The sequence below is a fragment of the Rhodobacter lacus genome (assembly GCF_042683065.1).
Lineage (GTDB): Bacteria > Pseudomonadota > Alphaproteobacteria > Rhodobacterales > Rhodobacteraceae > Rhodobacter > Rhodobacter lacus.
Map to the genome: position 1 here is coordinate 110,102 of NZ_JBHUIX010000013.1, position 25,512 is coordinate 135,613.

General features: G+C 67.1%; 16 protein-coding genes. 9 read left to right on the top strand and 7 right to left on the bottom strand.

What is annotated here, in order from left to right; genetic code table 11:
- The first annotated feature begins 78 nt into the window (after positions 1-78).
- Together ACFSM0_RS12745 and ACFSM0_RS12750 are read left to right on the top strand one after the other, a co-directional pair.
- Complete coding sequence (locus ACFSM0_RS12745; protein WP_377390940.1) at positions 79-2,424, top strand: glycoside hydrolase family 3 N-terminal domain-containing protein; 2,346 nt, start codon at positions 79-81, stop codon at positions 2,422-2,424.
- A complete protein-coding gene (locus tag ACFSM0_RS12750; RefSeq protein ID WP_377390942.1) occupies positions 2,421-3,647 on the top strand; it encodes a glucoamylase family protein in 1,227 nt (408 codons plus the stop codon). The genes ACFSM0_RS12745 and ACFSM0_RS12750 overlap by 4 nt, the downstream gene beginning before the upstream one ends.
- On the opposite strand, the gene ACFSM0_RS12755 is transcribed toward ACFSM0_RS12750, so the two are convergent.
- The 6 genes from ACFSM0_RS12755 to ACFSM0_RS12780 form a co-directional block, all read right to left on the bottom strand.
- The gene (locus ACFSM0_RS12755) at positions 3,609-5,408 is read right to left on the bottom strand and encodes an ABC transporter ATP-binding protein/permease (RefSeq protein WP_377390944.1); all 1,800 of its coding nucleotides are present in this window, start codon (positions 5,406-5,408) and stop codon (positions 3,609-3,611) included. The two genes, ACFSM0_RS12750 and ACFSM0_RS12755, sit on opposite strands and share 39 nt — an antisense overlap.
- A 117-nt stretch (positions 5,409-5,525) precedes the next feature.
- Positions 5,526-6,449, bottom strand: coding sequence for an FAD:protein FMN transferase (locus tag ACFSM0_RS12760; RefSeq protein WP_377390946.1), 924 nt, complete (start codon positions 6,447-6,449; stop codon positions 5,526-5,528).
- Complete coding sequence (locus tag ACFSM0_RS12765; RefSeq protein ID WP_377390948.1) at positions 6,430-8,637, bottom strand: PepSY domain-containing protein; 2,208 nt, start codon at positions 8,635-8,637, stop codon at positions 6,430-6,432. Before ACFSM0_RS12765 ends, ACFSM0_RS12760 begins: the two co-directional genes overlap by 20 nt.
- Before the next feature lie 24 nt (positions 8,638-8,661).
- Positions 8,662-9,129: a DUF2271 domain-containing protein gene (locus ACFSM0_RS12770; RefSeq protein ID WP_377390950.1), complete on the bottom strand. Its 468-nt coding sequence runs from the start codon at positions 9,127-9,129 to the stop codon at positions 8,662-8,664.
- 12 nt (positions 9,130-9,141) lie between these two features.
- Positions 9,142-9,624, bottom strand: coding sequence for a hypothetical protein (locus ACFSM0_RS12775; protein WP_377390952.1), 483 nt, complete (start codon positions 9,622-9,624; stop codon positions 9,142-9,144).
- 144 nt (positions 9,625-9,768) lie between these two features.
- Positions 9,769-10,122, bottom strand: coding sequence for a PepSY domain-containing protein (locus ACFSM0_RS12780; protein ID WP_377390954.1), 354 nt, complete (start codon positions 10,120-10,122; stop codon positions 9,769-9,771).
- A gap of 129 nt (positions 10,123-10,251) precedes the next feature.
- Here ACFSM0_RS12780 and ACFSM0_RS12785 point away from each other — a divergent pair, with 129 nt between their 5' ends.
- From ACFSM0_RS12785 to ACFSM0_RS12795, 3 genes are all read left to right on the top strand, one after another.
- Positions 10,252-10,911 (top strand): response regulator, encoded by a 660-nt coding sequence (locus ACFSM0_RS12785; protein ID WP_377390956.1) that lies wholly within the window; start codon positions 10,252-10,254, stop codon positions 10,909-10,911.
- Positions 10,908-12,278, top strand: a complete 1,371-nt coding sequence (locus ACFSM0_RS12790; protein ID WP_377390958.1) for an ATP-binding protein — start codon at positions 10,908-10,910, stop codon at positions 12,276-12,278. Before ACFSM0_RS12785 ends, ACFSM0_RS12790 begins: the two co-directional genes overlap by 4 nt.
- A 151-nt stretch (positions 12,279-12,429) precedes the next feature.
- Positions 12,430-14,712 carry a methyl-accepting chemotaxis protein gene (locus tag ACFSM0_RS12795; RefSeq protein WP_377390960.1) on the top strand — a complete coding sequence of 761 codons (2,283 nt, stop codon included), beginning with the start codon at positions 12,430-12,432 and terminating at the stop codon, positions 14,710-14,712.
- 86 nt (positions 14,713-14,798) lie between these two features.
- Here ACFSM0_RS12795 and serS read toward each other — a convergent pair whose 3' ends face one another.
- Complete coding sequence (serS, locus tag ACFSM0_RS12800; RefSeq protein WP_377390962.1) at positions 14,799-16,088, bottom strand: serine--tRNA ligase; 1,290 nt, start codon at positions 16,086-16,088, stop codon at positions 14,799-14,801.
- 212 nt (positions 16,089-16,300) lie between these two features.
- Between serS and ACFSM0_RS12805 the strand changes: the two genes are divergently transcribed.
- The 4 genes from ACFSM0_RS12805 (at position 16,301) to ACFSM0_RS12820 (ending at position 25,490) form a co-directional block, all read left to right on the top strand.
- Positions 16,301-17,281 (top strand): efflux RND transporter periplasmic adaptor subunit, encoded by a 981-nt coding sequence (locus tag ACFSM0_RS12805; RefSeq protein WP_377390964.1) that lies wholly within the window; start codon positions 16,301-16,303, stop codon positions 17,279-17,281.
- A complete protein-coding gene (locus tag ACFSM0_RS12810) occupies positions 17,271-20,516 on the top strand; it encodes an efflux RND transporter permease subunit (RefSeq protein WP_377390966.1) in 3,246 nt (1,081 codons plus the stop codon). Before ACFSM0_RS12805 ends, ACFSM0_RS12810 begins: the two co-directional genes overlap by 11 nt.
- Before the next feature lie 153 nt (positions 20,517-20,669).
- Complete coding sequence (locus tag ACFSM0_RS12815; RefSeq protein WP_377390968.1) at positions 20,670-23,048, top strand: methyl-accepting chemotaxis protein; 2,379 nt, start codon at positions 20,670-20,672, stop codon at positions 23,046-23,048.
- Positions 23,049-23,432: 384 nt separating this feature from the next.
- Entirely contained in the window at positions 23,433-25,490 is a 2,058-nt protein-coding gene (locus tag ACFSM0_RS12820; RefSeq protein ID WP_377390970.1) for a putative bifunctional diguanylate cyclase/phosphodiesterase, read from the top strand.
- Positions 25,491-25,512 lie beyond the last annotated feature (22 nt).

The following is a 25,512-nucleotide window of genomic DNA, read 5'->3' on the forward strand; positions in this document are numbered from 1 at the left end:
TCACGTGATGGTGCCCGCTGCCCGCTTGCGCCCCGCGCCCGGCGGGTCCACTCTCCCCCAAAGCCAGAGGAGCACACCATGTCCGAACCGGCCGCGATGACGCGCTTTCTTGATGATCTTCTGGCGCGGATGACGCTCGCCGACAAGATCGGTCAACTCAACTTTCCCCATGCCGCGGGCCTGCCCACGACCGGGGCCGCCAAAGGCGCCGATACCGAAACGCTGATCCGCCATGGCCAGCTTTGCGGCACCTCGGCGGGGGCGAGCATTGCCGAGCGGCGGCGGCTGCAGCGCATGGCGCTGGAAGAGGCGCCCCAAGGCATCCCGCTCTTTTTCGCGCGCGATTGCCTGCAGCGCTATATCACCTGCGGGCCGATTCCGCTGGCGCTCTCCTGCTCCTGGAGCCCGGAGCTTTTGCGCCGCATCGCCGCGATGACGGCAGCGGAGGCGCGCGCCGATGGCGTCAGCCTCACCTGGGCGCCGATGCTCGACATCTCGTATGATGCGCGCTGGGGGCGGGTGGCCGAGGGGCATGGCGAGTTGCCCTATCTCTCCGCGCGCCTCGCCGAGGCGCTGATCGAGGGCTATCAGGGCGCCGATAACGACATGGCCCGCCCCGACCGGATGATGACCACGCTCAAGCATTTTGCCGGCTACGGGCTGGCGACTGCGGGGCGCGATTATGCCTCTGTCGAGGCGAGCCCGGCCACGCTGATGCGCATCATGGAGCCGTTCCGCGCGGGCGTTGCGGCGGGGGCGGGGGCGGTGATGGTGGCCTTTTCCGCGCTCAACGACATTCCCGCCACCGCGCACCGCGTGCTGTTGCAAGACATCTTGCGGGAAAAGTTCGGCTTCGAGGGCATGATCGTCACCGATTTCACCGCGATCGACCCGGAGCTGATCCACCACGGCATTGCCAGGGATGCGCGCGATGCCGCCTATCTTGCCTTCAAGGCGGGGGTGACGGTTGATCTGGTCTCGGGCGCCTTTTTGCGCCATCTCGCGGCGCTGGTGGAGGAGGGGCGGCGCGCCCCCAAGGCCCGCCCCTTCGGCCCGGTGACAGTGGCCGAAATCACCGCGCGCGCGCGCCAGGTGCTTGCTGCCAAATACCGGCTGGGCCTGTTTGACGACCCCTATCTGGGCCTTGATGAAGACCGCCGCGCACAGGTGATCCGCGCGCCCAAACATGTGGCGCTTGCGCGCGAGGCGGCGGCGCGCTCACTCGTTTTGCTCAAGAACAACGGGGCTTTGCCGCTCAAACGGCAGGGCACGCTTGCGCTGATCGGGCCGCTGGCGCAGTCGCGCATCGACATGCAGGGCACCTGGGCGATCGACGTTGACCCCGCCGACAGCGTGACGTTGCTGGAGGGGATGCGCAGCCTTGCGGGCGCCGAGATGGCGGTGATCCATGCCAAGGGCTGCTCGATTGTTGAAGACCCGGATCTTGCCGCGCGGCTCAACATGCACAACCGCACCATGCCCTCGGTCCCGCCCGAAGAGCGGCCGCTGTCGGAGATGCTGGCCGAGGCGCGCACGCTTGCGGGGCAGGCCGATGCGGTGGTGCTGGCGCTCGGCGAGGCAAAGGAACATGCGGGCGAAAGCTCGACCCGGCTCGACATCGGGCTTCCCGGCGCGCAATCGCGGCTTCTGGCCGAGGTCGCCGCGGTGGCACAGGCGCGCGGGGTGCCGCTCATCGTTGTGGTGCTGGCGGGGCGCCCGCTGGCGCTGACCGAGGCCGCCGATCTTGCCGATGCGCTGATCTGGACCGGGCATCCGGGCGCCGAGGGCGGCCCGGCGATTGCCGAGGTGCTTCTGGGCGAACGCGCGCCCGAGGGGCGGCTTTCGATGGCGCTGCCCCGCCATGTCGGGCAATTGCCGCTGCGCACGGAGGATTTGCCCTCTGGCCGCCCGCCGCGCGGCATCGGCGTTGATGTGGCGGGCGATCATGCGCTGGATGAGCACGGCCAGCATGTGTTTCGCAAATTCACCACCGCCTGCATTCTCGAAAGCCCGTTCACGCCGCTTTTCCCGGCGGGCTTCGGGCTCACCTACACGCGCTTTGCCCATGGCACGCCGGAGCTCTCCTCGACCCGGCTGGAGGGCGCCGATGCGGTGCTGGAGATCTCGCTCCCCGTCACCAATATCGGCGCGCGGGCGGGGGTTGAGCTGGTCACGCTCTGGCTGCGCGACCCGGTGGCCGAAATCTCGCGCCCCGTGCGCGAGTTGAAGGGCTTTGCGCGGGTGGCGCTGGCGCCGGGCGAAACGAAACAGGCGCTCTTTCGGCTCACCCCGGAGCATCTGAGCTACGACCGTGGCACCGATCTCGCGGCGATGCGGCGCGACTGGGAGGGGGGCGAGTTCCGCCTGCAAATCGGGCCGCATGCGCTCTCCGGGCAGGAGGTCTCGATCTGGTGGGCAAAATGACAGATGCGCGGCTGCTCGACCGGATCCAGTCCGAGACGCTTCAGTATTTCACCCGCTTCGCCCATCCGGCGAGCGGCATGGCACGCGAGCGGCTGGGCGATCCGTCCTTTGACCATGTGGTGACCACGGGGGGCACGGGCTTTGGCCTGATGGCGCTGATCGTGGGGGTGGAGCGGGGTTTTCTTGCGCGAGAGGCGGCGCTGGCGCGGATCGAGCGCATCACCCACCACCTCGAGGCATCGCCGCGCTACCGCGGCGCCTTTCCGCATTGGATGGATGGGGCGAGCGGGGCGACGATTGCGTTTTCGCCCCATGATGACGGTGGCGATATTGTTGAAACCGCCTTTTTGATGATGGGCGTTTTGACGGTGCGGCAATGGCTTGGCCCCACTGCGCCCGCTTTGAGTGCCCGGCTCGATGCGCTCTGGCGCGCGGTGGAATGGGCGGGCTTTTGCCCGCGCGCGGATGTGCTGCACTGGCATTGGAGCCCGACCCATGGCTTTGGCCGGGTGCCGCTGCAGGGCTGGCACGAGGCGCTGGTGACCTTTGTGCTGGGCGCGGGCGCGCCCGAACACCCGCTTGACCCCGCCGCCTACCGGATCGGCTGGAAGGAGAGCCCGAGCTTTCAGAACGGTCAGGTTTATCACCGCATCCGCCTGCCGCTCGGGCCACAGGCGGGCGGGCCGCTCTTTTTTGCGCATTACAGCTTCATGGGGCTTGATCCGCGCGCGCTGACCGAGGGCGGCATCGACTATTTTGCGCAAAACCGGGCGCAAGCGCGCATCAACCTTGCCCATTGTCGCGCCAATCCGGGCGGGTTTGCGGGCTATGGCCCGGCCTGGGGGCTCACCGCCTGCGACGGGCCGGATGGCTACAATGCCTTCTCGCCCACGAATGACCATGGCGTGATCGCGCCCACCGGGGCGCTTGCCTCGCTGCCCTATCTGCCGGGCCCGGCGATGGCCGCCGCGCGCCATTATGCCACCCACAGGGGCGGCGCGCTCTGGGGGCAATGCGGCTTTTACGATGCCTTTTGTGACAGCCGCGACTGGGTGGCCCAAAGCCATATCGCCATTGATCAGGGGCCGATCGTGGGAATGATCGAAAACGCCCGTTCGGGGCTTTTGTGGCGGCTCTTCATGTCGGCGCCAGAGGTGCGCGCGGGGCTCACAAGGCTCGGCTTTTCAAGCCCTTGGCTCGGCGGCGGGGGCGGGGGCGTCTGAGCCGGTCTGGCGCGGGTCTTCGGTGACAATCGCCACCTCGCGCGGGAACACGCCGGGCGGGGTGGCGCCATTGCCGATGTCGAGCATCCCCATGTGGCGCAGATCCCCGTTCAGGAGTGCCAGCACATGGGCCAGCGCCTCCGGGTCGAGGCTGATCAGCGCGTCATCCATCACCAGCCAATCGGGCCGGTGCAGGGCGATGCGGGCAAAGGCGAGGCTTTGCTTGTCGCTCTCGCCCATGTTGCGCGCCCAGTGATGCTCTTCGTCCAGTTGCGCCACGAGACCGGGCAGCCCCACCGCGGCCAGCGCGGCGGCCATCGCTTCGCGCGGAAAGGCCTCGGCCGCATCGGGGTAGGCCAGCACATCGCGCAAACGACCGGGCGGCAGATAGGCGCGGGTGGGAATGAATTGCACCCGGTTTGGCGCGGGCAGGGCAAGGCAGCCTTTGCCCTCTTGCGAAAGCCCGGCAATGGCGCGGAACAAAAGGGTTTTTCCTGAGCCGGAACTGCCGCGCAGCAGCATCCTCTCGCCGGGGGCAAGGCGGATGTGATCCTCGGCAAGGCGCACGGTAAGGTTTGGCGTGGCGATGCTCAGACCCGAGATTTCGATCTCGCCCGCGCTGATCTTGCGGGTGATGCCGCCCCGTGCGGCGGTGCAATCGACCGTTTCGAGCCGGTCGAGCGCGCGCTGGAAGGCGATGATGCGGAACAGCACCGCGCGCCAGGTGGCGATGGAGGCGAAATTGTTGATGAACCAGCGCAGCGCCCCCTGCACCTGGTTGAAGGCGCCGACCACGAGCATCAGCTCGCCAATCGTCATGTCGGTGGTGAAATAGAACGGCGCGGCGGCGACGATCGGGGCGATTTGCGTGAGCCAGCCCGAACCCGCCGTGACCCATGTCAGCCCGACGGTGGCGCGGATCACCGATTTCAGCACCATGACGAGCCGGGTGAACGCCGCCTCGATCCGGCGCGCCTCGGCCGCCTCGCCCCGCGCCAGCGTAACGGCCTCGGCCGCCTCGTTCACCCGCACGATCTCAAAGCGGAAGTCGGCTTCGCGCGCGGCACTTTCCGCCGTCATCGGCACAAGGCGGCGGCCCACGCGCCAGCTGAGCCAGGAGGCGAGCCCGGCATAGGCGAGCGCGCACCACACCATGAAGCCGGGGATCACGTAGGTGTGACCGCTCAGCGTGATCGTCAGCCCCTCGGAATGGTGCCAAAGCACGCCGATGAAGGAAAAAAGCAGCAGCGAGGCCTGAAAAAGGCCTACCCCGAGCGCCACGGTGAGATCGGCCAGAAGGTCGATATCGGCCTGCAGGCGTTGATCGGGGTTTTCGCCGATCCGGCCCGCGCGGGCGAGGGTGAGCGCCTTGCCCGGCACCAGCCAACTGGCCAGAACCGAGGCCACAAGGCCGCGCCGCAGCGTGAGCTTCAGCGTCCGGTCAATCCATGTCTGGGAGACGTTGAGCACCAAAAGCAGCCCGGCAAGCACGCCGAACACGCCCAGCTGCGTCAGAAAGGCGGCAAAATCCTTGCGCGTGAGCGCATCGTAAAACGGTTGGTTCCAGGCGTTGAGCTGGATCTGCATGAAGGCGGTTAAGCCGATCACGACGACGATGCCGCCGATCAGTGCCAGAAGCCGCCGCCCCTGATGGTCGCGCCGCAGCAGCCGGGCAAAATCGCGCAACTGGCCGATAAAACCGGCATCGGGCCGGTCTTCCGGGGCGAGGTCTTGCGGCTTGAGGCTGGAGGGGCTGCTCATCAGAACCTTATGGCGCGGTTTGGGGCAGCAAAGCGCCAAACCGGGCCGGGCGCAAGCGTGGCGTGGTGCCGCGAGCGGGCAGCCCGCCCGGTTTCGCGCGAAGCGGTGAGCAAAAGCTTAAAGCCCGGCTGCGGCGACCCGCTCCTCCAGCGCCACCACCTCTGCACCAAGGCGCGCGGCGAGCGCCTTGCCGCGGGCGGCGCCCAGCACCATCACCGCGCTTGCAATCGCATCGGCGCGCATGCAGGTGGGGGCGAGCACGGTGACAGAGGCCGGGCTCTTGAGCAAAGGCGCGCCCGTGGCCGGGTCCATCGTATGCGCAAGATGGCGGTCACCAACGGTGACGAAATGGCGATAATCGCCCGAGGTGGCAAGCGCGATGTCCTTGATTTCGAACATGGAATGAAGGGCGCGGGTGCCAATTTCGGGCCGCTCCAGCGCCACCGTCCAGCCGCGCCCGTCGGGCTGGGCGCCGCGCGCGGCCAACTCGCCATCAATCGCCGCGAGCGCATGGGCGATGCCCTGCGTCCGGGCAACCCGGATCAGCCGGTCCACCCCGTAGCCCTTGGCGATGCCACACAGATCAAGCGTGATCTCGGCGGATTTGCGCGCGCAATTGCGGCCCGGGGCAAGCTCGATCACCTCATAGCTCGGGCGGCGCAGCCTGGTGCGCGCGGCGCGGATTGCGGCCTCATCGGCGGGCACCGGGCCAAAGCCCCAGGCCCGCACCGCATCGCCCATGCCGATCTCGAAGGCGCCTTTTGAGGCGCGACCAATTTCCAAAGCGGCCTCCAGCACTTCCATCAGCGCAGCCGGCACGGGATGCCAGACCCCGACCGGGGCGCGGTTGAACCGCATCAGATCGCTGTCCGGGGTCCAGGTCGACATTTGCCGGTCAACCTCGTCGACGGCGGCCTGAAACCCGGCCTGAAGGGGCGCAAGATCGGTGCCCGCAGGCGCGAAGAGCACCACGGACCAGCGCGTGCCCATGGTGGGGCCGCTGAGCACCTGACGGGTGAGATCAGTAGACATCTTCGACATAACGCCCCTTTTCCTTCAGGCTGGCCGGGCTCTCGCCCACATGCGCGGCAACCTCGCTCAGCGCCGCGCGCACCGCCTCTGCCATGTCGCGCCCGCCGCAAACCATGATCTGCGCGCCGCCCTTGATCAGCTTTGCCAGCGCTGCGGCATCGGCGCGCAGCGCATCTTGCACATAGCGGCGCGGGGCGCTGCGCGAGAAGGCGGTGGTGAGGCGGGTGAGTTGGCCCGATTGTTGCCAAACTGCGCAGTCTTCGCCGTAAAGCAGATCGCTTTGCGGGCTGCGCGCGCCAAAATAAAGATGCATCGGCCGGTGGCGGCGGTTGGCGCGAATGAAGCCCGCGAGTGGCCCGATGCCGGTGCCCGCGCCGATCAGGATCACGGGTTTGCGGCCCGGTTGCGGGCGGAAGGCCGGGTTGGGGCGCAAAAAGCCATCAATCCGGTCGCCGGGGGCGAGGCCGGTGAGTTGGCCCGAGCACAGCCCGCCCGGATGGCGACGCACGCAGATTTCCAGAAATCCGTCACGCGCCGAGGAGGCGAGCGAGTAGAACCGGGGCACCTCGGAGCCGCGCGGCAGCACGCCGATCAGATCCCCCGCCTCGAAGCGCGAAAACCCTGTTCTCGCAAGGCGGTGCAGCAGCGAGGAGTGCGGGAGCGCGAAGCGCAGGATCGCGGTTGGTGCCTGCACCTCGGCGCCGTAGTCGCGCCGCGCCAGAAGCGTGAGCGCCTCGGTGCGGGGGCGTTCGGGCAGGTGGGTGAGATCGAGCGGCACCCCGATTGCCGCGCCAAAATCGCGCGACCAGCGGGTGAAATCCTGCGCCGATTGCCGGTCCACGCGCGCCATCGGCATCAACTCTGCCCAGCCTGCGGTGCGCGCGGCGGCGGTGAGCGTTTCGGCATAGCCGCAAAAGGCAGGGAAGGCGCTGTCGCCAAAGCCGAGCACGGCGAGGGGGGCGGAGGGGGCCTGTTTCAACCGCGCGATCCGTTCGGCGACGCCGCGGGCTGCGGTGGGGGCCTCGCCCGCGCCATAGGTGGCGGCAAGGATCACGAAGCGCTCCGCATGGGGGAAGCGCGCGGGGTCGAACCGCGCCAGCGCGCCGGTGTGAACGGCGCGCCCCGCGGCGGTGAGGCCTTTGTGGAGCGTGCGCGCAAAGCCCCAGGTCGTGCCGCCCTCCGAGGCGACCAGGATCACGGTTTGCGCTTTCGTCGGGGCGACATTGGCCTTGATGCGGGTGCCAAAGGCCCGCGCGCCGCGCCATTGGGTGAAGCCCGTCCAGCCCAGCACCGGCACCGCCAAGGCCATCAGCCCGAGGATCAGGCCAAGCGTTTCGGCACCCTGCCCGGTGTGCAGCATCACCATCACCTCGGTCACGCGCTCAAAAAAGCCCGGCGTGGTGAAGGAGAGCATCTGCCCGGTGCCGGGGTCGATCCGCGCGGCGCCGCCATCGGTGGTGAGTTTGAAGCTGTCTCCCGGCAGGTCGGAGGAGGGAAACGAAAGCTCTTTCAAGGCGCTGGCCGGGGTTTCGGCAAAAAGCGGGATCTTGGCGAGGGGCAGGGGGGCAAGGCCGGGAAGCGCGCTTGCCGGCGCGGGCTCGCGGACCGCATCCGGGATCAGCGAGAACACCGAGGCGGTCATCCAGAGCCCGGTGACCGAGGAGAGCACGAGCCCGCCAATGGCAAAGCGCGCAAGCTCGGTATGCAGGCGGCTTGCAAACGGGCCGCGGGCGCGCGCAAACCAGCGCCGCCAGCCGCCCATGCGGCGCGCCACGAGGACTGCGCCGGAGACGGAGAGAAAGAGCATCAGGGCCGCGCCTGCCGCTGCCGTGATCCGCCCGCCGTCGCCCAGCAACAGCTTGCGGTGCAGATCGGTCAGAACCCTCAGGCCAAAGGCCGGATCGGGGCTGCCGATCTCGGCCCCCGTCGCCGGGTCGATGACCGCGGCGCCGGGGGTGCCGCCCTCGAACCACCAGGCCACCACGCGCCCCGAGGGCGCGCGGCGGATCTGTTCGAGCCCCGGATGGGCCGTGGCGACGCGCGTTGCGAGATCGGCCACCGAGAGGCTGCCCTCCGCCTGCGGCCCGGCGAGCCGCTCCGCCATCGGGTAAAGCGAGAGCGCCGCGCCGGTGACGGCGAGCAGGAGCACAAGCGCAAGGGCGAGAAGCCCGGGCCAGCGGTGAAAAAATCGCAACACGGATCTGCCCTCCAGATCAGGGGGTTACTTGGACACCGTCACGCTTTGCACGTAGCGTTTGCCGGGCATCTTCTGGCCAAGATTGGCCGAGGTGAGCGGGATCACCACGTCATTGGGCTGGTCCGACATCTTCTCGACCGAGCTGTCGACATGGAGCACATAGCCCGCGTCAAAAAGCGTATCCTGCAGATCGAGGGTGATCGTCAGGTTCCGCCCGGCGCCGACCGAGGCGCCGGTGATGCCATCGACCTGCGCGGTCGTGCCGCCCGTGGCCGCGTACCAGCCGCTCAGGTGCTGGTAGTATTTCGCCTTGCCACCGGCCATCCAGAGGCTGCCCAGATAGGCGCCCGAGGCATCGGTGACGTAATAGGCGAGATAGGCGCCGTCGCCGCCGTAATTCGTCATCTGGGTGGTGAAGGTGACGGGGGTGGCCGCCGCCATGGCGGGCACGAGCGCGGTGGTGAGCGCGAGCGGTGCAGAAAACGGTTTCATGTCAAAGGCCTCTCAGTTCGATTGCACTTGCGGCTTGGTGCCGGGGGTAAAGAGCCCATTCGTGGGGGCCGTGGTCGTGCCCGCGGCGGCGGGGCTTTGGGCGCAGTTTGCGGCACCGGGCGGGCAGTTGCGGCCATCGTGGTCGCCGTGATGGCCATGGCGACCGCCACGATGATCGTCGTCATCATCGTCATCGCCGAACATGCCAAAGAACCAGCCGCCATGGCCGTGGCCATCGGCCAGCCGCATTGGCGCCGTTGCGGTGTCCGTCGCCGTGTCCGCGGCGGCCACCGGCGCGGCAATCGGACGGCTGGCAAAGAGCAGGTTGGCAGAAGTCTGGGAGGCGGTCTCGGCCGCGGGGGCGGAGACCACCGGCGCGGTGCGGGCTGCAGGGATGGCAGAAACCGTCGCATTGATCGGGGCGGCGGAAAGCGCGCCGAAAATGCTCGTTGTGGCCAGTGCCGCAAGGGCGAAAAGGGGGAGAGCGGATTTCATCGCATGTCCTTTCAGGGTCAGAGGGTCAGGCAACAGGCTTCCGCCCGCCGGAAGCGGCAGGGAAAACCCGAAAACAGGGGAGGCGCGCAGCGGTCCGACCAAGGAAAGCCGCTGCGCGCCGGTCAGGGCGCGGGGGCGCCCGTCTCAGTCGGGGCTGGCGTGTTTCCTCCGCCCGCCCGATTTCTGATCGTCGTCGTCGTCATCTCCGCCACCGTGGCGGCGATGCGGAATGCCTTGGCGCAGCACCGCAAGCGAGCCCGGGTCGAGCCGCATCCAGAGCCGCTGGCCGGTCGTGTCGACGGCATCGACCTCGTAACAGCCATCGTCGATCTTGATCCGCACCACGCTCAGCCCCGCGCCCTCAAGCGCCGCCTGCACCGCCTCGCGCGGTTGCCAGTCGGCCATCGGCACATTGCAACGCGCCATCTCATGCGCGCTTGCCGGTGTTGCCGCGACAAGGGCGGCCAGCAGGAGCGGCAAGGGAAGCAGTTTTGTCATGGTGTCCTCCGATCAGGATGAGGAGGGTGTGGCGGACGAATCTGACATCAACCTGACCCGGACAAAATTTCTCGTTCAGCTTGCTGTCAGCTTGGGGCGCGATAGGGTGAGAGCAATCGGGAGGTAGGGATGCGCATCCTCATCGTCGAAGACGACGCCGTTCTGGGCGCCGCCGTGCGCGATCAGCTCGCGGCGGATGGCCATTCCGTCGACTGGGTGACCCGGCTCGATGCTGCCGCCGAGGCGATGGCGGTGGCGCATCACGACCTGATCGCGCTCGATCTGATGCTGCCCGACGGGCGCGGCATTCCCTTTCTCAAGCATCTGCGCGCCGGGGGGGCGGTGACGCCGGTGATCATCCTCACCGCGCTTGACCAGATTTCGGACCGGATCGAGGGGCTCAATGCCGGGGCGGATGATTATCTGGTGAAGCCCTTTGATCTGAGCGAGCTTTCCGCGCGGGTGGGGGCGGTGGCGCGGCGCTATGCGGGCAACCCCAACCCCTTGATCCGGCTGGGCGATCTTGAGGTGGATCTGGCGGGGCGCGGGCTCACGCGGGGCGGGCAGGCGATTGCGCTCACGGCGCGGGAATGGGCGCTTTTGGAGGCGCTGCTGAGCCGCCCGGGCCAGATCTTCCCGAAAGCGGCCCTTGAGGAACGGCTCTATTCCTTCGATGACGAGATCGGCTCGAACACGCTTGAAGTGCTGGTGAGCCGGTTGCGCAAGAAGCTGGGCCCGGGGCTGATCGAGACCGAACGCGGCCTTGGCTACCGGCTGCGCAAGCCATGAGGGGCTGGTCGCTGCAAACCCGGCTTGCCTGGGCGCTGGGCGCGCTTGTGGTGACTTTCTGGGCAGCCGGGGCGGCGTTCACAGCGCATCGGCTGCTGACGCGGGTGGATGCCGTTTTCGACGCCGAGATCGAGGCCACGGCAGAGCGGATCTTGCCGCTGGCGGTGACCGAGGTGCTTGGCCGCGAAGAGGGCGAGACCGGCGCCCAGATCCTGCCGCTTTTGCGCGATGACAGCGGCGAACAGCCGATGATCTATATCGTGCGTGCCGCGGGCGGGGAGGTGCTGATGCTCTCCCATGGCGCAAGCGAGACCGATTTTCCGCCCTACGAGGGGCCGGGCTTTCGCACCGCACGGGGGTTGCGGATCTATGAGGATGCCGCACTGCGCGGGGCGGTCACAATCGCTGTGGCGGAGCCTGTCACCCATCGCCGTGCGCTGCGGCAGGAATTGCGGGTCGGGCTGTTCGCGCCGCTCGCCGTGCTCTTGCCCTTCACGCTTGCGGGGATTGCGGCGCTGATGCGGCTTGGCTTTGCGCCGCTGCGCCGGTTCCGGGTCTCCCTCGCGCGGCGCACCGGCGCCGATTTGACGCCGGTGCCGCTGGAGGGCCTTCCCGCCGAGGCGCTGCCCTTGGCAGAGACGATCAACCGCTTGCTGGCCCGGCTTGCGGCGGCGTTCGAGGCCGAACGCAGCTTTGCCGCCAATGCCGCGCATGAGTTGCGCACGCCGCTGGCGGGGGCGATTGCGCAGGTGCAGCGGCTGCGCACCGAGACCACGGAACCGGGGATTGCCGCGCGCGCGGGCGAGATCGAGACGGTGCTGAAACGCCTGACCCGGCTTTCCGAGGGGCTGATGAGCCTTGCGCGGGCCGAAGGCGGGCCGGTGCGCCGCAAGGTGCAAAGCGATCTGGCCCCCGTGTTGCAGCTTGTGGCGGAGGATGCGGCGCGGCTTGCGGGCGGCGCCCCCGTGCGGCTCGATCTGCCCGAAGCGCCGGTGATGTCTGATCTCGATCCCGATCTCTTTGGCATTCTCGCGCGCAATCTGATCGTCAATGCCCTGCGTCATGGCACCCCCGGCGCGCCGGTTCTGGTGCGGCTCGCGCCAGCGGGCCGGCTCGTGGTCGAGAATGCCTGCCCGGCGCTTCAGGCGCCCGATCTGGCGCGGATCACGGCGCGGTTCGAGCGCGCGGCGGCGACGCAGGCGGAGGGCGCGGGGCTTGGCCTTGCGATCGCGAGGGCCATTGCAGAACGTGCCGGCGGCGGGCTTGATCTTGCCTCGCCGATCCCCGGGCAAGCACAGGGGTTCCGCGCGTCGGCGCGGTTCGTGCCGCTGCAGCCACACGAGCCCCTCGCGCGCAGCGCCGCATAAAATCTTATACTGAACAAAACCTTGCGCCGTGATCACGAGCGCGACCCAGGGTCGCACAACGACAGATGCCGACCGAGCGGAGCCGAAATTTACGGGATGTTTTTATTTCTGCGAGACGGTGCGCGCAAAGTTCTTTGCGAAGAGGTCGACCGTGCACAATCCTTTCCGTACCGTCTCTGGCAAGCTGGTGCTTGTCACGGGCGCGGCGATTGCCGTGATCTTGCTCAGTTACACGGCCTATAACGGCTGGCGCACGTCTGTGCGTGTCAACGAACAGGTTATCGAGCTGGCGAGCACGCAGGCGCGCAATGCGTCGAGCGAGATTTCCCAGCAGCTCACCGAGGCCACATCGGCCGGGGCGGCGCTCGCGGGGATGCTCGAGGGGATGATGGCGAAGGGGCCGGTTTCGACCGATACGCTCATCGCCACGCTCGAGACCGTGCCCGGGCATTATGACACGCTCTTTTCGGCCTGGATGTCGGGCTTGCCCGACGGCACCACCGACCGCTATCTGACCGGCGAGACCGGGCGCAACGCGGCCGGGGTTTTCACGCCCTACTGGACCAAAGCCGATGGCGGCGGGCTCGATTTCTCGACCTTCAACATCGACGAGGCGCAAAGCTGGTTCAAGGGGCCGTTGACGAGCGGCCAGAGCCTGTTGACCGAGCCCTATGTGGCCAACGAGGGCTACATGATCACCTCGGTTTCGGTCCCGGTGCGGGTCGAGGGCAAGGTGGTTGGCCTGGTGGGCGTGGACATCACGCTCAAGGCGATGACAGAGATGCTTGGCGCGCTGAAACCCTTCGAGGGCAGCCGGATGACGCTGGTCGACAACGGTGGCAAATGGGTGGCAAACCCCGACCCGGAGCTGTTGACGAAGCCCTATGAGGAGGCGGGCGCCAATCTGGTGCAGGCAGCGCTCGCCGATGGCCAGATGCGCGTGATCACTGGGCTTGAAGGGGGCGCGCGGCGGATCGTTTATCCGTTCCTTGCGCGTGGCACCAACGCGACCTGGGCGGTGATTTTTGACGTGCCCGGAGAGGTTTTCGCCGCGCCGGTGCGCCATGACGTGCTCACCACCTCGCTGGGCGGGCTGTTGATTCTGCTGATGGCGGTGGGCTCGAACTTCATTGCCTCGACGCTGATGGTGCGCCGGCCTCTGGCGGCGATGCTCTCGACGGTCGATGGCTTGGCCAAGGGCCAATACGATGCCTCGGTGACGGGCGCGGCGCGGCGCGACGAGATCGGGGCGATGGCGCGGGCGGTGCAGGAGCTGCGCGAGCGGCTGATCGAGCGACGCAAGCTCGAAGCCGAGCAAAAGCGGCTTCAGGCCGAGGCCGAGGCGGCGCGCGAGCGGCGCACCCAGCAGGAAGAGGCGATGCGGGCCGAGCGCGAGGCGCGGCAGGCCGAGGATGCCGCGCGCGAGATCCGTCAGCGTGCCGAGGCCGAGGCGCAACGCGCAAACGAAGAGGCCGTGCGGGCCGCGCATGAGGCCGAGCAGGGCGCGGTGGTCGAAACGCTCGCCACCGGGCTGCGCGGTCTTGCGGCGGGCCGGCTCGATGTCGCGATCGAGGACCGTTTCCCGGAAGGCTATGACCAGCTTCGCCAGGATTTCAACGAGACCGTGATCCGGCTCTCGGAGCTGATCGGCTCGATTGGCGCGGCCACCGTGAGCATCGTGGCGGGTGTGCAGGAGATTACGGGGGCCACCTCGAATCTGTCGAGCCAGACCGAATCCTCCGCGGCGACGCTCGCGGAAACCGCGACCGCGCTGAACGAGCTGACCGCCTCGGTGCAGGCGGCGGCGCAAAATGCGCGACGTGTTGATGGCGCGATGCGCTCGGCCACCGACGAGGCGCAGAATTCAAGCCGGGTGGTGGATGAGACCGTGGCGGCGATGGGCGCGATTCAGGATTCCTCCGCGCAGATCTCGCGCATCACCTCGGTGATCGACGATATCGCCTTTCAGACCAACCTTCTGGCGCTCAACGCCGGGGTGGAGGCGGCACGGGCAGGCGAGGCCGGGCGCGGGTTTGCCGTGGTCGCCTCCGAAGTGCGCGCGCTCGCCCAGCGGGCTTCGGAAGCGGCGCGCGAGATCAATGTGCTGATCTCCGATTCCGAGGCGCAGGTGAGCAATGGTGTGACGCTTGTGGGCCGGGCCGGGGAGGCACTTGAGGCGATCGTGAAGTCGATCGACCAGATTTCGGGCCATGTCCGCGAGATTGCCTCGGCGGCGGATGAGCAGGCCTCCGGGATTGCCGAGATCAATACGGCGATGGGGCAGCTTGACCGGGCGCAGCAGCATAATGCGGCCGGGTTCGAAGAGACGGCGGCGGCCTGCATGGCGCTCAATGAGCAGGCGCAGGGGCTGGGGCAACTGATGGGGCAGTTTCAGGTCGGTGGCGACAAGGAGCGCGCCGCGCGCGCAGCCTGAGCGGGAACGCATCTGCAACGACAAGGGCGGGCCATGGCCCGCCCTTTGGTTTTGGCTCGCCTCGGATGAGATGGCGAAATTCGGGGTCAGACCAGCTTGCCCTCGACAAGGCGCGTCTTGCCGCCAAGATAGGGGTGGAGCGCCGCCGGCAGGGTGACAGAGCCATCCGCCTCCTGGCCATTTTCCAAAACCGCGATCAGGCAGCGCCCGACCGCAAGCCCCGAGCCGTTCAGCGTGGCGACAAAATCGGGCTTGCCGCCCGCCGCGGGCTTGAACCGCCCGTTCATCCGCCGCGCCTGAAACTGGCCGCAGGTCGAGACCGAGGAGATTTCGCGGTAGGTGTTCTGGCCCGGCAGCCACACCTCCAGATCATAGGTTTTTTGCGCGCCAAAGCCCATGTCGCCGGTGCACAGCACGATCCGCCGATAGGGCAGGCCGAGCCGCTCAAGCACCGCCTCGGCGCATTTCGTCATCCGCTCATGCTCGGCGATCGCTTCATCCGGGTGGCAGATCGTTACCATCTCCACCTTTTCAAACTGGTGCTGGCGCAGCATCCCGGAGGTGTCCTTGCCCGCCGAACCCGCCTCGGAGCGGAAGCAGTTGGTATGCGCGGTCATCCGGCAGGGCAGCGCGGCCTCATCCCAGACCTCGCCCGCGACCGTATTCGTCAGCGTCACCTCCGAGGTCGGAATGAGCCACCAGCCATTGGTCGTCTCATAGCTGTCCTCGGCGAATTTCGGCAGTTGCCCGGTGCCAAGCATGGCCTCGGCGCGCACCAGTACCGGGGTGATCGTTTCTTGCAGATCGTGTTCGGTCACATGCAGATCGAGCATGAATTGCGCCAGCGCGCGGTGCACGCGGGCAACGCCGGATTTCAGCACCACAAACCGCGCCCCCGAAAGCTTGGCCGCAGTCTCAAAATCCATCGCGCCGCCCACGCCCGAGAGCTGGTAATGCTCCTTGGGCGCAAAGGCGAAGGTTTTGGGCGTGCCCCAGCGGTGCATCTCGACGTTGCCCGCCTCGTCTTCGCCCTCGGGCACTTCGGCAAGCGGGCTGTTCGGGATCGTCAGAAGCTTGTCGCGCAGCTCCCCATCAAGGGTTGCGGCCTCGGCCTGAAGTGCGGCCACTTCGGATTTCTTTTCCGCCACGAGCGCGCGCAGCCGCTCGAATTCGGCCTCGTCGCCCTTGGCCTTGGCGGCCCCCACCTCTTTGGCGGCGGCATTCTGTGCGGCTTGCGCCGTCTCGGCGGCAAGAATCGCGCCGCGGCGGCGTTCGTCGAGCGCGAGCACCTCGGACGAAAGCGGCGCGAGCCCCCGACGGGCGAGATCGGCATCGAACTGGGCGGGATTTTCGCGAATGGCGCGGATGTCGTGCATGAAAGCCTCCGAAGCTGCTGCGATGCGTTTAGCATAAATGCCGGGCCAGAAAAGCCCCGGCCCGCGGTGCGGGCGCCACGGCAGGGCTGAAACCGTGACCGAAGCCCTTGGGGGGGCTTGCGGATCAGACGTATAATGCGTTAAGAGCTTCAAATATTCAAAGACCGGAATATCAGTCCTCTGGTGAGGCCGCACAGGGAAGGGATGACGCCATGAAACTCTTTGTCGTGACGTTGGTGGCGCTGGCGGGGCTTTTGCCGCAGCTCGCGCTGGCCGAAAGCGGCTACCGGGTGGTGCCGACGATGGTCACTGACTGGAAAACTGTCTACGGCCAGATCGAGGCAAAAGACCAGATCCCGGCGCGGGCGCGCCTTGGTGGCACTTTGGTTGAGTTGAGCGTCTCCGAGGGGGATATGGTCACGGCGGGGCAGGAGCTTGGCCGCGTGGTCGATGCCAAGATCGCCTTTCAGCTGGATGCGCTCGATGCACAGATCGCCGCGCTCGAGAGCCAGATGGCGAATGCCGCGCGCGAGCTGACCCGCGGTGAGGAGCTGCGCACGCGCGGCGTGATCACGGTGCAGCAGCTTGATACCCTGCGCACGCAGGCCGAGGTCGTGGGCCAACAGCTCGCCGCGCAAAAGGCATCCCGGCAAGTGACCGAGCAACAGGCGAGCGAGGGCGTGGTTCTGGCGCCGGTGGCCGGGCGCGTGCTTGAGGTGCCGGTGGCCAAGGGGGCTGTGGTGATGGCGGGCGAGAGCGTGGCGACGGTCGCGGGCGGCGGCTTTTACCTGCGGCTCTCGGTGCCCGAACGTTTTGCCGGGGCGCTGCAGCAGGATGCGCCGATCGCCATCGACACCGCCGGGCGCTCGGTCGAGGGCCGGCTTGCGAAAATCTATCCGCTGATCGCCGGTGGCCGTGTCGAGGCCGATGTCGAAGTGGCGGATCTCAATTCCGAATTTGTGGGCGCGCGGGTGCTTGTGAAGCTGCCGCTCGCGATGCGCGAGGCGGTGCTGATCCCGGCGGAGATGGTGCGCACCCGCTCCGGGCTCGATTTCGTCAATGTCTCCGGGCCGGGCGGCACGGTGGAGCGCGCGGTGGTGCCGGGGCCGGTCGAGGTGATCGAGGGCAAGCCGATGGTCGAGATCCTGTCCGGTCTGACCGGCGGCGAAGAGGTGGTGGCACATGTCGAGTGAAACCCGCTCCGGGGAGGAAACAGCCGATCTGCATGAGGCAAAGCTCGGCATTGCGGGCCGCCTGACGAAAAGCTTCATCGGCTCGGCGCTGACGCCGCTTTTCATCCTTGCGGCGCTCGCCGTGGGGCTTGTGGCGCTCGTCAACCTGCCGCGCGAGGAAGAGCCGCAGATTTCCGTGCCGATGGTCGATATCCACATTCAGGCCCCCGGCCTGAAGGCGGAAGATGCGATGAAGCTCGTCACCGAGCCGATGGAAACCATCGTCACCTCGATCAACGAGGTCGAGCATGTCTATTCCCGCACCATGGACGATTATGCCCTTGTGATGGCACGCTTCATCGTCGGCACCTCGTCGGATGCCGCGATCTTGCGCGTGCATGAAAAGGTGCGCGCCAATGCGGACCGCATCCCCACCGGCATCGACGAGCCGATCATCGTGGGCCGCGGCATCGACGATGTGGCAATTGTCTCGCTCACGCTTTCGGGCAAGCCCGGCAGCGAGATCGGCGCCAATGACCTGACCCGCATCACCCGCGAATTGCAGACCGAGGTGACGAAGATCGAGAACGTCGGGCTGACCTATATCGTCGGCGAGGCGACCGAGGCGATCCGCATCTCGCCCGACCCGGAAAAGCTCGCGCTTTACGGGATCACGCTGCAGCAGCTCTCGCAAAAGGTCGAACAGGCGAACCGCGCGTTCAACACCGGGCGGCTGCGCGACGGCGGCGAGCAGATCGACCTTGTTGCCGGCAAAACGCTGGTCGCGCCCGCCGAGATCGCGGGGCTTTTGCTCACCGCGCGCGATGGCCGCCCGGTTTATGTGGCCGATGTGGCCGATGTCGCCTATGTGGGCGATACCTCGGAGCATATCGTGGCCACTGTCACGCGCGAGGGGGCGGCGCTCCACCGCTCCCCTGCCGTGACGCTCGCGATTGCCAAGCGCGCCGGGGCCAATGCCGTTGTGGTGGGCGAGGCGATCCTGGAGCGGGTGCATGAGCTGGAGGGGACGCTGATCCCCGAAAGCGTCGAGGTGCAGGTGACGCGCGATTATGGCGAGACCGCGAACGAGAAGGCAAACGAGCTTCTCTTCCACCTCGGCCTTGCGACGATCTCGATCATCGCGCTCGTGTTCTTTGCCATCGGCTGGCGTGAAAGCATCGTTGTGGCCATCGTCATTCCGGTGACGATCCTGCTCACGCTCTTTGCCGCCAATGCAATGGGCTTCACGCTGAACCGGGTGAGCCTTTTTGCGCTGATTTTCTCGATCGGGATTCTGGTCGACGATGCGATCGTGGTGATCGAGAATATCGCGCGGCACTGGGCGATGAAAACGCCCGGAAGCCGGGTGCAAAAGGCCATCGAGGCGGTGGCGGAGGTGGGCAACCCCACCATCGTCGCCACCCTCACTGTGGTCGCGGCGCTTTTGCCGATGCTTGCCGTCTCGGGGCTGATGGGGCCCTATATGTCGCCCATTCCTTCGGTCGCTTCGGCGGCGATGATCTTTTCGTTCTTCGTTGCGGTGATGATCACGCCATGGCTGATGGTGAAGATTGCCGGGCGGGCCGACATGTCGGCGCATGGCGGGGGCGATGGTCACGCGCATCATGCCCATGGCGGCAAGCTGGGCGCGCTTTACACCCGCGTGGCGCGGCCAATCCTTGCCAGCAAGGGGCGCTCCGGGCTCTTCCTGCTCGCCACGGTGGTGCTCTCCTTCGGCTCTCTGGGCCTTCTTTACACCAAGGATGTCACGGTCAAGCTCCTGCCGTTTGACAACAAATCCGAGCTTTCCGTGGTGATCGACCTGCCCGAGGGCTCTTCGGTCGAGGCGACCGATGCCGTCGCCCAGCAGATTGCCGCAGAGGTCACGCAGATGCCCGAGGTGATCTCGGTGCAGACCCATGCGGGCACCGCCGCGCCCTTCAACTTCAACGGGCTGGTGCGGCATTACTATCTGCGCGAATACCCGTGGCAGGGCGATGTGCAGATCAACCTGCATGGCAAGGACGGGCGCGACCGCACCAGCCACGAGATCGCGCTCGAGATCCGCGAGCGGGTGACGGCGCTCAAGCTGCCCGAGGGCACGCGGCTGATGACCGTGGAGCCGCCGCCCGGGCCGCCCGTCATCGCGACGCTTCTGGCCGAGGTCTATGGCCCCGATGCCGAGACCCGGCGCGAGTCGGCGCGCAAGATCGAACAGGCCTTCCGTTCGGTGCCGTTCATCGTCGATGTCGACAATTCCTTCGGGGTCGAGGCGCGGCGGCTGCGCGCCACGGTCGACCCGGACAATCTCGAATTTTATCAGGTGCAGGAAAGCGATGTCTTTGACACGCTGGGGCTGCTCAATGGCGCGACCACGGTGGGCTATTCGCACCGCGGCAACGAGCGCCCGCCGCTGCCCATCGTGATGGAACGCGCCAAGGGCGCGAAGGTGATGGACGAGGCGACGCTCTCGACCCCGATCCCGGCCGATGTTCTGCCCGGCGCGCGCGGGGTGGTGGAACTGGGCGACGTGGTGCAGGTGCGCGCGGAAAAAGCCTCCTTTCCGATCTTTCGCCACAACGGGCGCGAGGCGGAGATGGTCACGGCCGAACTTGCCGGCAGTTTCGAGGCGCCGCTTTACGGCATGCTCGCGGTGGGCGATGCGCTCGATGCGATGGACTGGGCCGAGGGCACCAAGCCCGAGATCAGCCTGCATGGCCAGCCCGAGGATGAGAGCCATGTCACGCTGTTGTGGGATGGCGAATGGGAAGTGACCTGGGTCACCTTCCGCGACATGGGCGGGGCGTTCGGCATTGCGCTGGTGGGCATCTACATTCTCGTGGTGGCGCAATTTGGCTCGTTCCGGCTGCCGCTCGTGGTGCTGACGCCGGTGCCGCTGACCTTCCTTGGCATCATGCTCGGGCACATGATGTTCTCCGCGCCGTTCTCTGCCACCTCGATGATCGGCTTCATCGCGCTGGCGGGCATCATCGTGCGCAACTCGATCCTGCTGGTCGATTTTATCCGCCATGCCGACCGGACGGGCAAATCCGAGATTGAAATCCTGATCGAGGCGGGGGCGATCCGGTTCAAGCCGATCCTGCTCACGGCGATTGCGGCGATGATCGGCGCGGCGGTGATCCTTGCCGACCCGATCTTTCAGGGGCTGGCCATTTCGCTCCTGTTCGGGCTTCTCAGCTCGACCCTGCTCACGGTGCTGGTGATCCCGGCGATCTACCGCATCTTCAAGACCTGAGCCGTGCCGGGCACGCAAACCAGAGCGCCCTCCGCTTGCGGGGGGCGTTTTCATCTGGCCCGATCCCGGCGCCAATGAGCGCCTTTGGTGATTATTAATTCCGACAGGCTACTGTTGCGACCTGTCGTTAGTGATCTGTTCCGAGGTTCCCTCATGTTTTCGAGAATGAATGCGCTGGATCTGTCTCGGCGGCTGCCGTTGTTGATGACCCTCATCGCATTGGTTGCCGGGCTCTGCACCGCGGTGCCAGCTTATTTCATCACCCGCAATGCCTTGATCGAAAGCGCCGAGGATACGCTCGACACGCTCGGCCGCGGGCCGGAGCAGGCGCTCGACCTTTTGCTCAATGGCACGCGGGCCGAGCTTGTCGCGATGGCGCAAGATCGCGCGATCCAGCGCGCGCTCGTGGCGATGTCCGGCGCCTATGACGCGCTGCCCGATCCGCGCAAGACGCTTCAGAATACCTATATCGACACCAATCCGAACCCGCTGGGCGAAAAGAACCTGATGGTCTCGGCGGAGGATGGCAGCGCCTATGATGCGCTTCATGCCGATCTGCATCCGGGGCTGGCCAAACGCCTCGCAGAACACGGATACTATGACATTTTCCTGATCGCGCCCTCGGGCAGCGTGGTCTACACCGTGTTCAAGGAACGCGATTTCGCCACCAATCTGTTGACGGGCGAGTGGAAAGAGACTGGTTTGGCCGCGGTGTTCCGCGAGGCGATGGCGCAGCCCGCCGGGGGGGCGTCTTTCCGTGATTTTGCCCCCTATGCGCCGAGCGCCGATGCGCCCGCCGCGTTCATTGCCGCCCCGGTGCTGGATGCAGATGGCAAACGGCTTGGCGTGATGGCAATCCAGTTGCCGGTCGGCGCGATGAATGCCGCTTTGCAGAGCGTTGCCGATGGCAGCGACACCAAATCCGCCTATCTGGTGGGGGCGGACGGGTTCTTGCGCTCCGACATGTTGAAGACGCCGGTTGATGACATCTTGCAAACCCGGGAGGACAATGCCGCGCTCAAGGCGGCGCTCGCCGGGCAAACCGGGGTGATGCGACTGAAGGACGGGTTCGGAGACCGCTACGTCGATTACCGACCGTTCAGTTTCCTCGGTGCGCGCTGGGCGCTTTTGACAAGCGAGAGCGCGGCCGAAATGCTCGCGCCGCTGTGGCATCTGCGCTTCGCCTTTGCGGCGACGACTGCGCTGATGATTGTTCTGGCCGCGCTGCTCGCAATGCGGATTTCGCGCTCGATCAGCCAGCCGCTCACGCGCCTCACCGTTGCGATGGACGAGGTGGGGCGGGGGCGCTTTGATCATGAGGTGCCCGACCGCGCGCGCGCGGACGAGGTCGGGCGGATGGCGCGCGGGCTGGAGCGGTTCCGCCTTGCGCTGATTGAGGCGCGCGAGACCGATGCGCGCCTTGCGGCAGAGCGCGAGGCCGCGGCGCAGCGCGAGCGCGCATTGCTGGTCGAGGCGGCAGAGCGCGACCGCGTTGAGCAGGAGCGCGCGCGCACAGCCGAAGCGGCGCAACGCGCCGCCGAGGATGCGCAGCGTGCCGAGATCGATGCCGAGCGCGCCAGCGCCGATGCGGCGCTGCAACAGGTGGTGAAAGCGCTCAGCGCCTCGTTGCGCGCGCTTGCCGATGGTCGGCTCGATGTCACCATCGACGAGTTCTTCGGCGTTTCCTACAAGGCGCTGCGGATGGATTTCAACGACGCCGCCAAGAGCCTGCGCCAGATGGTGCGCGAAATCTCGGTGGCCGCGCGCTCGATCAGCACCGACAGCGACGAGATCGCCAATGCGGCCCAGAACCTGTCGCGCCGCACCGAGACCTCGGCCGCGGCGCTCGACGAGACCTCCTCGGCGATGCATGAGATGCTGACCGCGGTGGGGCAGACCAACTCCGGGATCAACAGTGTGCGCACGCTCGCCCATGATGCCTGCGACCGTGCCGACCGCTCGCAGGAAACGATGCGCGCCGCGGTCGAGGCGATGCAGCGGATCGAGGCCTCGTCAGAAGCGATCAGCCGCATCGTCACGGTGATTGACGATATCGCCTTCCAGACCAACCTTCTGGCGCTGAACGCGGGGGTAGAGGCCGCGCGGGCGGGCGATGCGGGGCGCGGCTTTGCGGTCGTGGCCTCGGAGGTGCGCGCGCTGGCGCAGCGGGCCGCGGAATCGGCGGGCCAGATTGGCACCTTGATCGCCGACAGCGGGGCGCAGGTGCGCGAGGGGGTGAGCCTCGTGCGCGATTGCGGCACCGCGCTTGAGACGATTTCGAGCGCCGTTTCTGATATTTCCGGGCGGGTGAGCGAGATCGCGGGGAGCGCGGGCGAGCAGGAGCAGGGCATTTCGGAAGTGACCCGCGCGCTCAGCCAACTGGACAATGCCACGCAGGAAAACGCCGCGATGTTTGAAGAGACGACCGCGGCGACCAGCTCTCTGGCGGCAGCCGTGGCCGATCTGAGCAAGCTGATTGCGCAATTCAGCGGGTGGGAAGAGCACGCCCCGGCAGAGCGCAAGATCGCCTGAGCGCCAATGGCGCGGCGGGGTCAGACCCTTTGCAACGAAGGGGCCCGCATGGCGGGCCCCGTGCGGCATTCGGTGCGCCCCGGCAGGGCGGTCGCGAAGCACGGAAGGCACAGCCTAACCCGGCCCACAGGCGCCGCAAACCCCGCTGCCAGAACCGCGAGCGCATCCCGCGCTCGCGTGACATGCGCTCAAAGGTGGCACGGGTCTCCGCGCGTTCGGAAATCCGCCATCGAAGCCGCTCCCGAAGCCGGAAAACAGCCGTTGCGCATAGTTTTTTAACGCCTGCTTCATAGGGTGGATGGCCGAGAGGATCGCGCTCTTCGGGCCGATGCCGGGGGTGAGCGGGCGGGCGCGCGGGCGCCGCGAAGCGATGGTGGTGTGAGTATGACAGCAGTTCTGGGCCCTTCCGAGCGGGAGGCCAATGTGCCGCCCAGAGTGCAGGCCAGTGCAGCCGGGTCGCCCCCCGACAAGATCGACCGCTGGCTCCTTCAGACCGCTTACCGCAACAATTTCGCAAATATCGGCGTCAATCTTGTGGCCGGGGTGGCGATGGCGGTGCTGCTGGCCAAGGCCTCGGCCAGCGTCTGGCCTGCGACGCTCTGGGGGGGGGCAATGGTCCTGCTCTCGGCGGCGCGGTTTGCCTTCAGTTGCGGCCCCGGGGTCGGTTGCGACGATCCGTTGCTGGCGTCGGCCGAGCGGTTTCGCACGTTGCGGAGGCGCTATGCCACGGGGCTGATGCTTGGCGCGTTGCTCTGGACGGGGATGACCACACTGGCCCTTGCCTCGGGCGATGATCGGGTGCGCTACACCGCGTTGATCGTGCTTTCGGCGCTGGCGGCGGGCGCCACCGGCATTCTGGCCGCGCAGCTGTGGATCGGGCGGGTCTATATTGCGCTGATGCTGGTGCAGGGCGCGGCGCAACTTGCCCTTGACGGCAATGGCGATTCCGTTCTGGCCGCGCTGGCGGTGGTGTTTCTGGTGGTGATGCTGTTCGTGCACCGCAACAACCACACGATCCTTGTGCAATCGCTCGACCTGCGGTTTCGCAATGATGATCTTGTCACCAATCTGAAAGCGAAACAGAGCGCGCTGAGAGAGTTGAATGCCACCCTTGAGGGCCGCGTTGCGCTGCGCACCGCAGATCTCAAATTCGCGGCCGAGCACGATTGCCTGACCCAGCTTTTCAACCGTGCGGGGATTGTCGAATGGGTGGATGGCCAGACCCGGCCGGGCCGGGTCTGCACCACGATCTTTCTCGATCTCGACCGTTTCAAGCAGATCAATGACGGGCTTGGCCATGCGGTGGGCGATTGCGTGCTCACCGAGGTTGCAAGCCGCCTTGCCGCGGCCCTGCCGGAGGGCGCGGCGCTGTGCCGGTGGGGCGGCGATGAATTCGTGGCGATTGCCCCCGCCGAAGCGGGCGAGGCCATTGCCGAAGGGGCGGCGCTTGCAGACCGGCTGCGCGCGGCGATCAGCGAGAAGATCTGCGTCAACGGGCGCGAAATCCATGTATCTCTGAGCGCCGGTGTTGCCGTGAGCGCGTTTGAGGCTGCGGCTGTGAGCGCGGCGATCCGGTTTGCCGATCTCGCGGCAAGCGAGGCCAAGGGCCGGGGCCGGGGCGCCACCGTGGTCTTTTCCGAGGCCTTTGCCGCCCGGCAGGAACGGCAGGCGATCCTTGTGCAGGCGCTCAAGGGGGCGGTGAGCAATGGTGAGCTTTCCGTCGTGTTTCAGCCCATCGTCGATGCGGTGCGGCGCGAGCCGGAGTGCTATGAGGTTTTGCTGCGCTGGAACAACCCGGTTCTGGGCCGGATCTCGCCGGAGGAGTTCATTCCGATGGCCGAGGAGGCGGGGTTGATCGTCGAGCTTGGGGCCTTTGCGATGGAGGCCGCGCTGCGCCGCTTTGCGCAATGGGGCGGGCAGGGGGCGGGCTGCCGCATCGCGCTCAATGCCTCGATCCGGCAGTTGATTGCGCCGGGCTATGTGGAGACCCTGCGCGCGGCGGCGGCGCGCCACGGCATCCCGCCCAGCGCCATTGTCGTCGAGGTGACGGAGACGATCTTTGCCGATACCTATCTGGATCTGACGCACCGCGTGCTGCGGCAGCTTCAGGATCTCGGCATCGACATCCATATCGACGATTTCGGCACCGGCTTCTCGTCGCTTTCGCGGCTCCATGAGATGCCGGTTCAGGCGATCAAGATCGATCAGTCCTTCGTGCGGCGGATGGACCCGCAGGCGGTGGCGATCATCGAAGGCAGCGTCAGCATTGCCGAGAAATTCGGCATTGCCACCGTTGCCGAAGGGGTGGAGACGGAGGCGCAGGCCGATCTGCTGCGGGCGATGCGCGTCACCTATCTGCAGGGCTATCTGTTTGGCCGCCCCGAGATTGTGCCGGGCAAGCTGGCCGCGCCCCCCTCCGAACCGGGGCGGAGCGCGCCCTGAGCCTGGGGCACGCGCCCCGGCC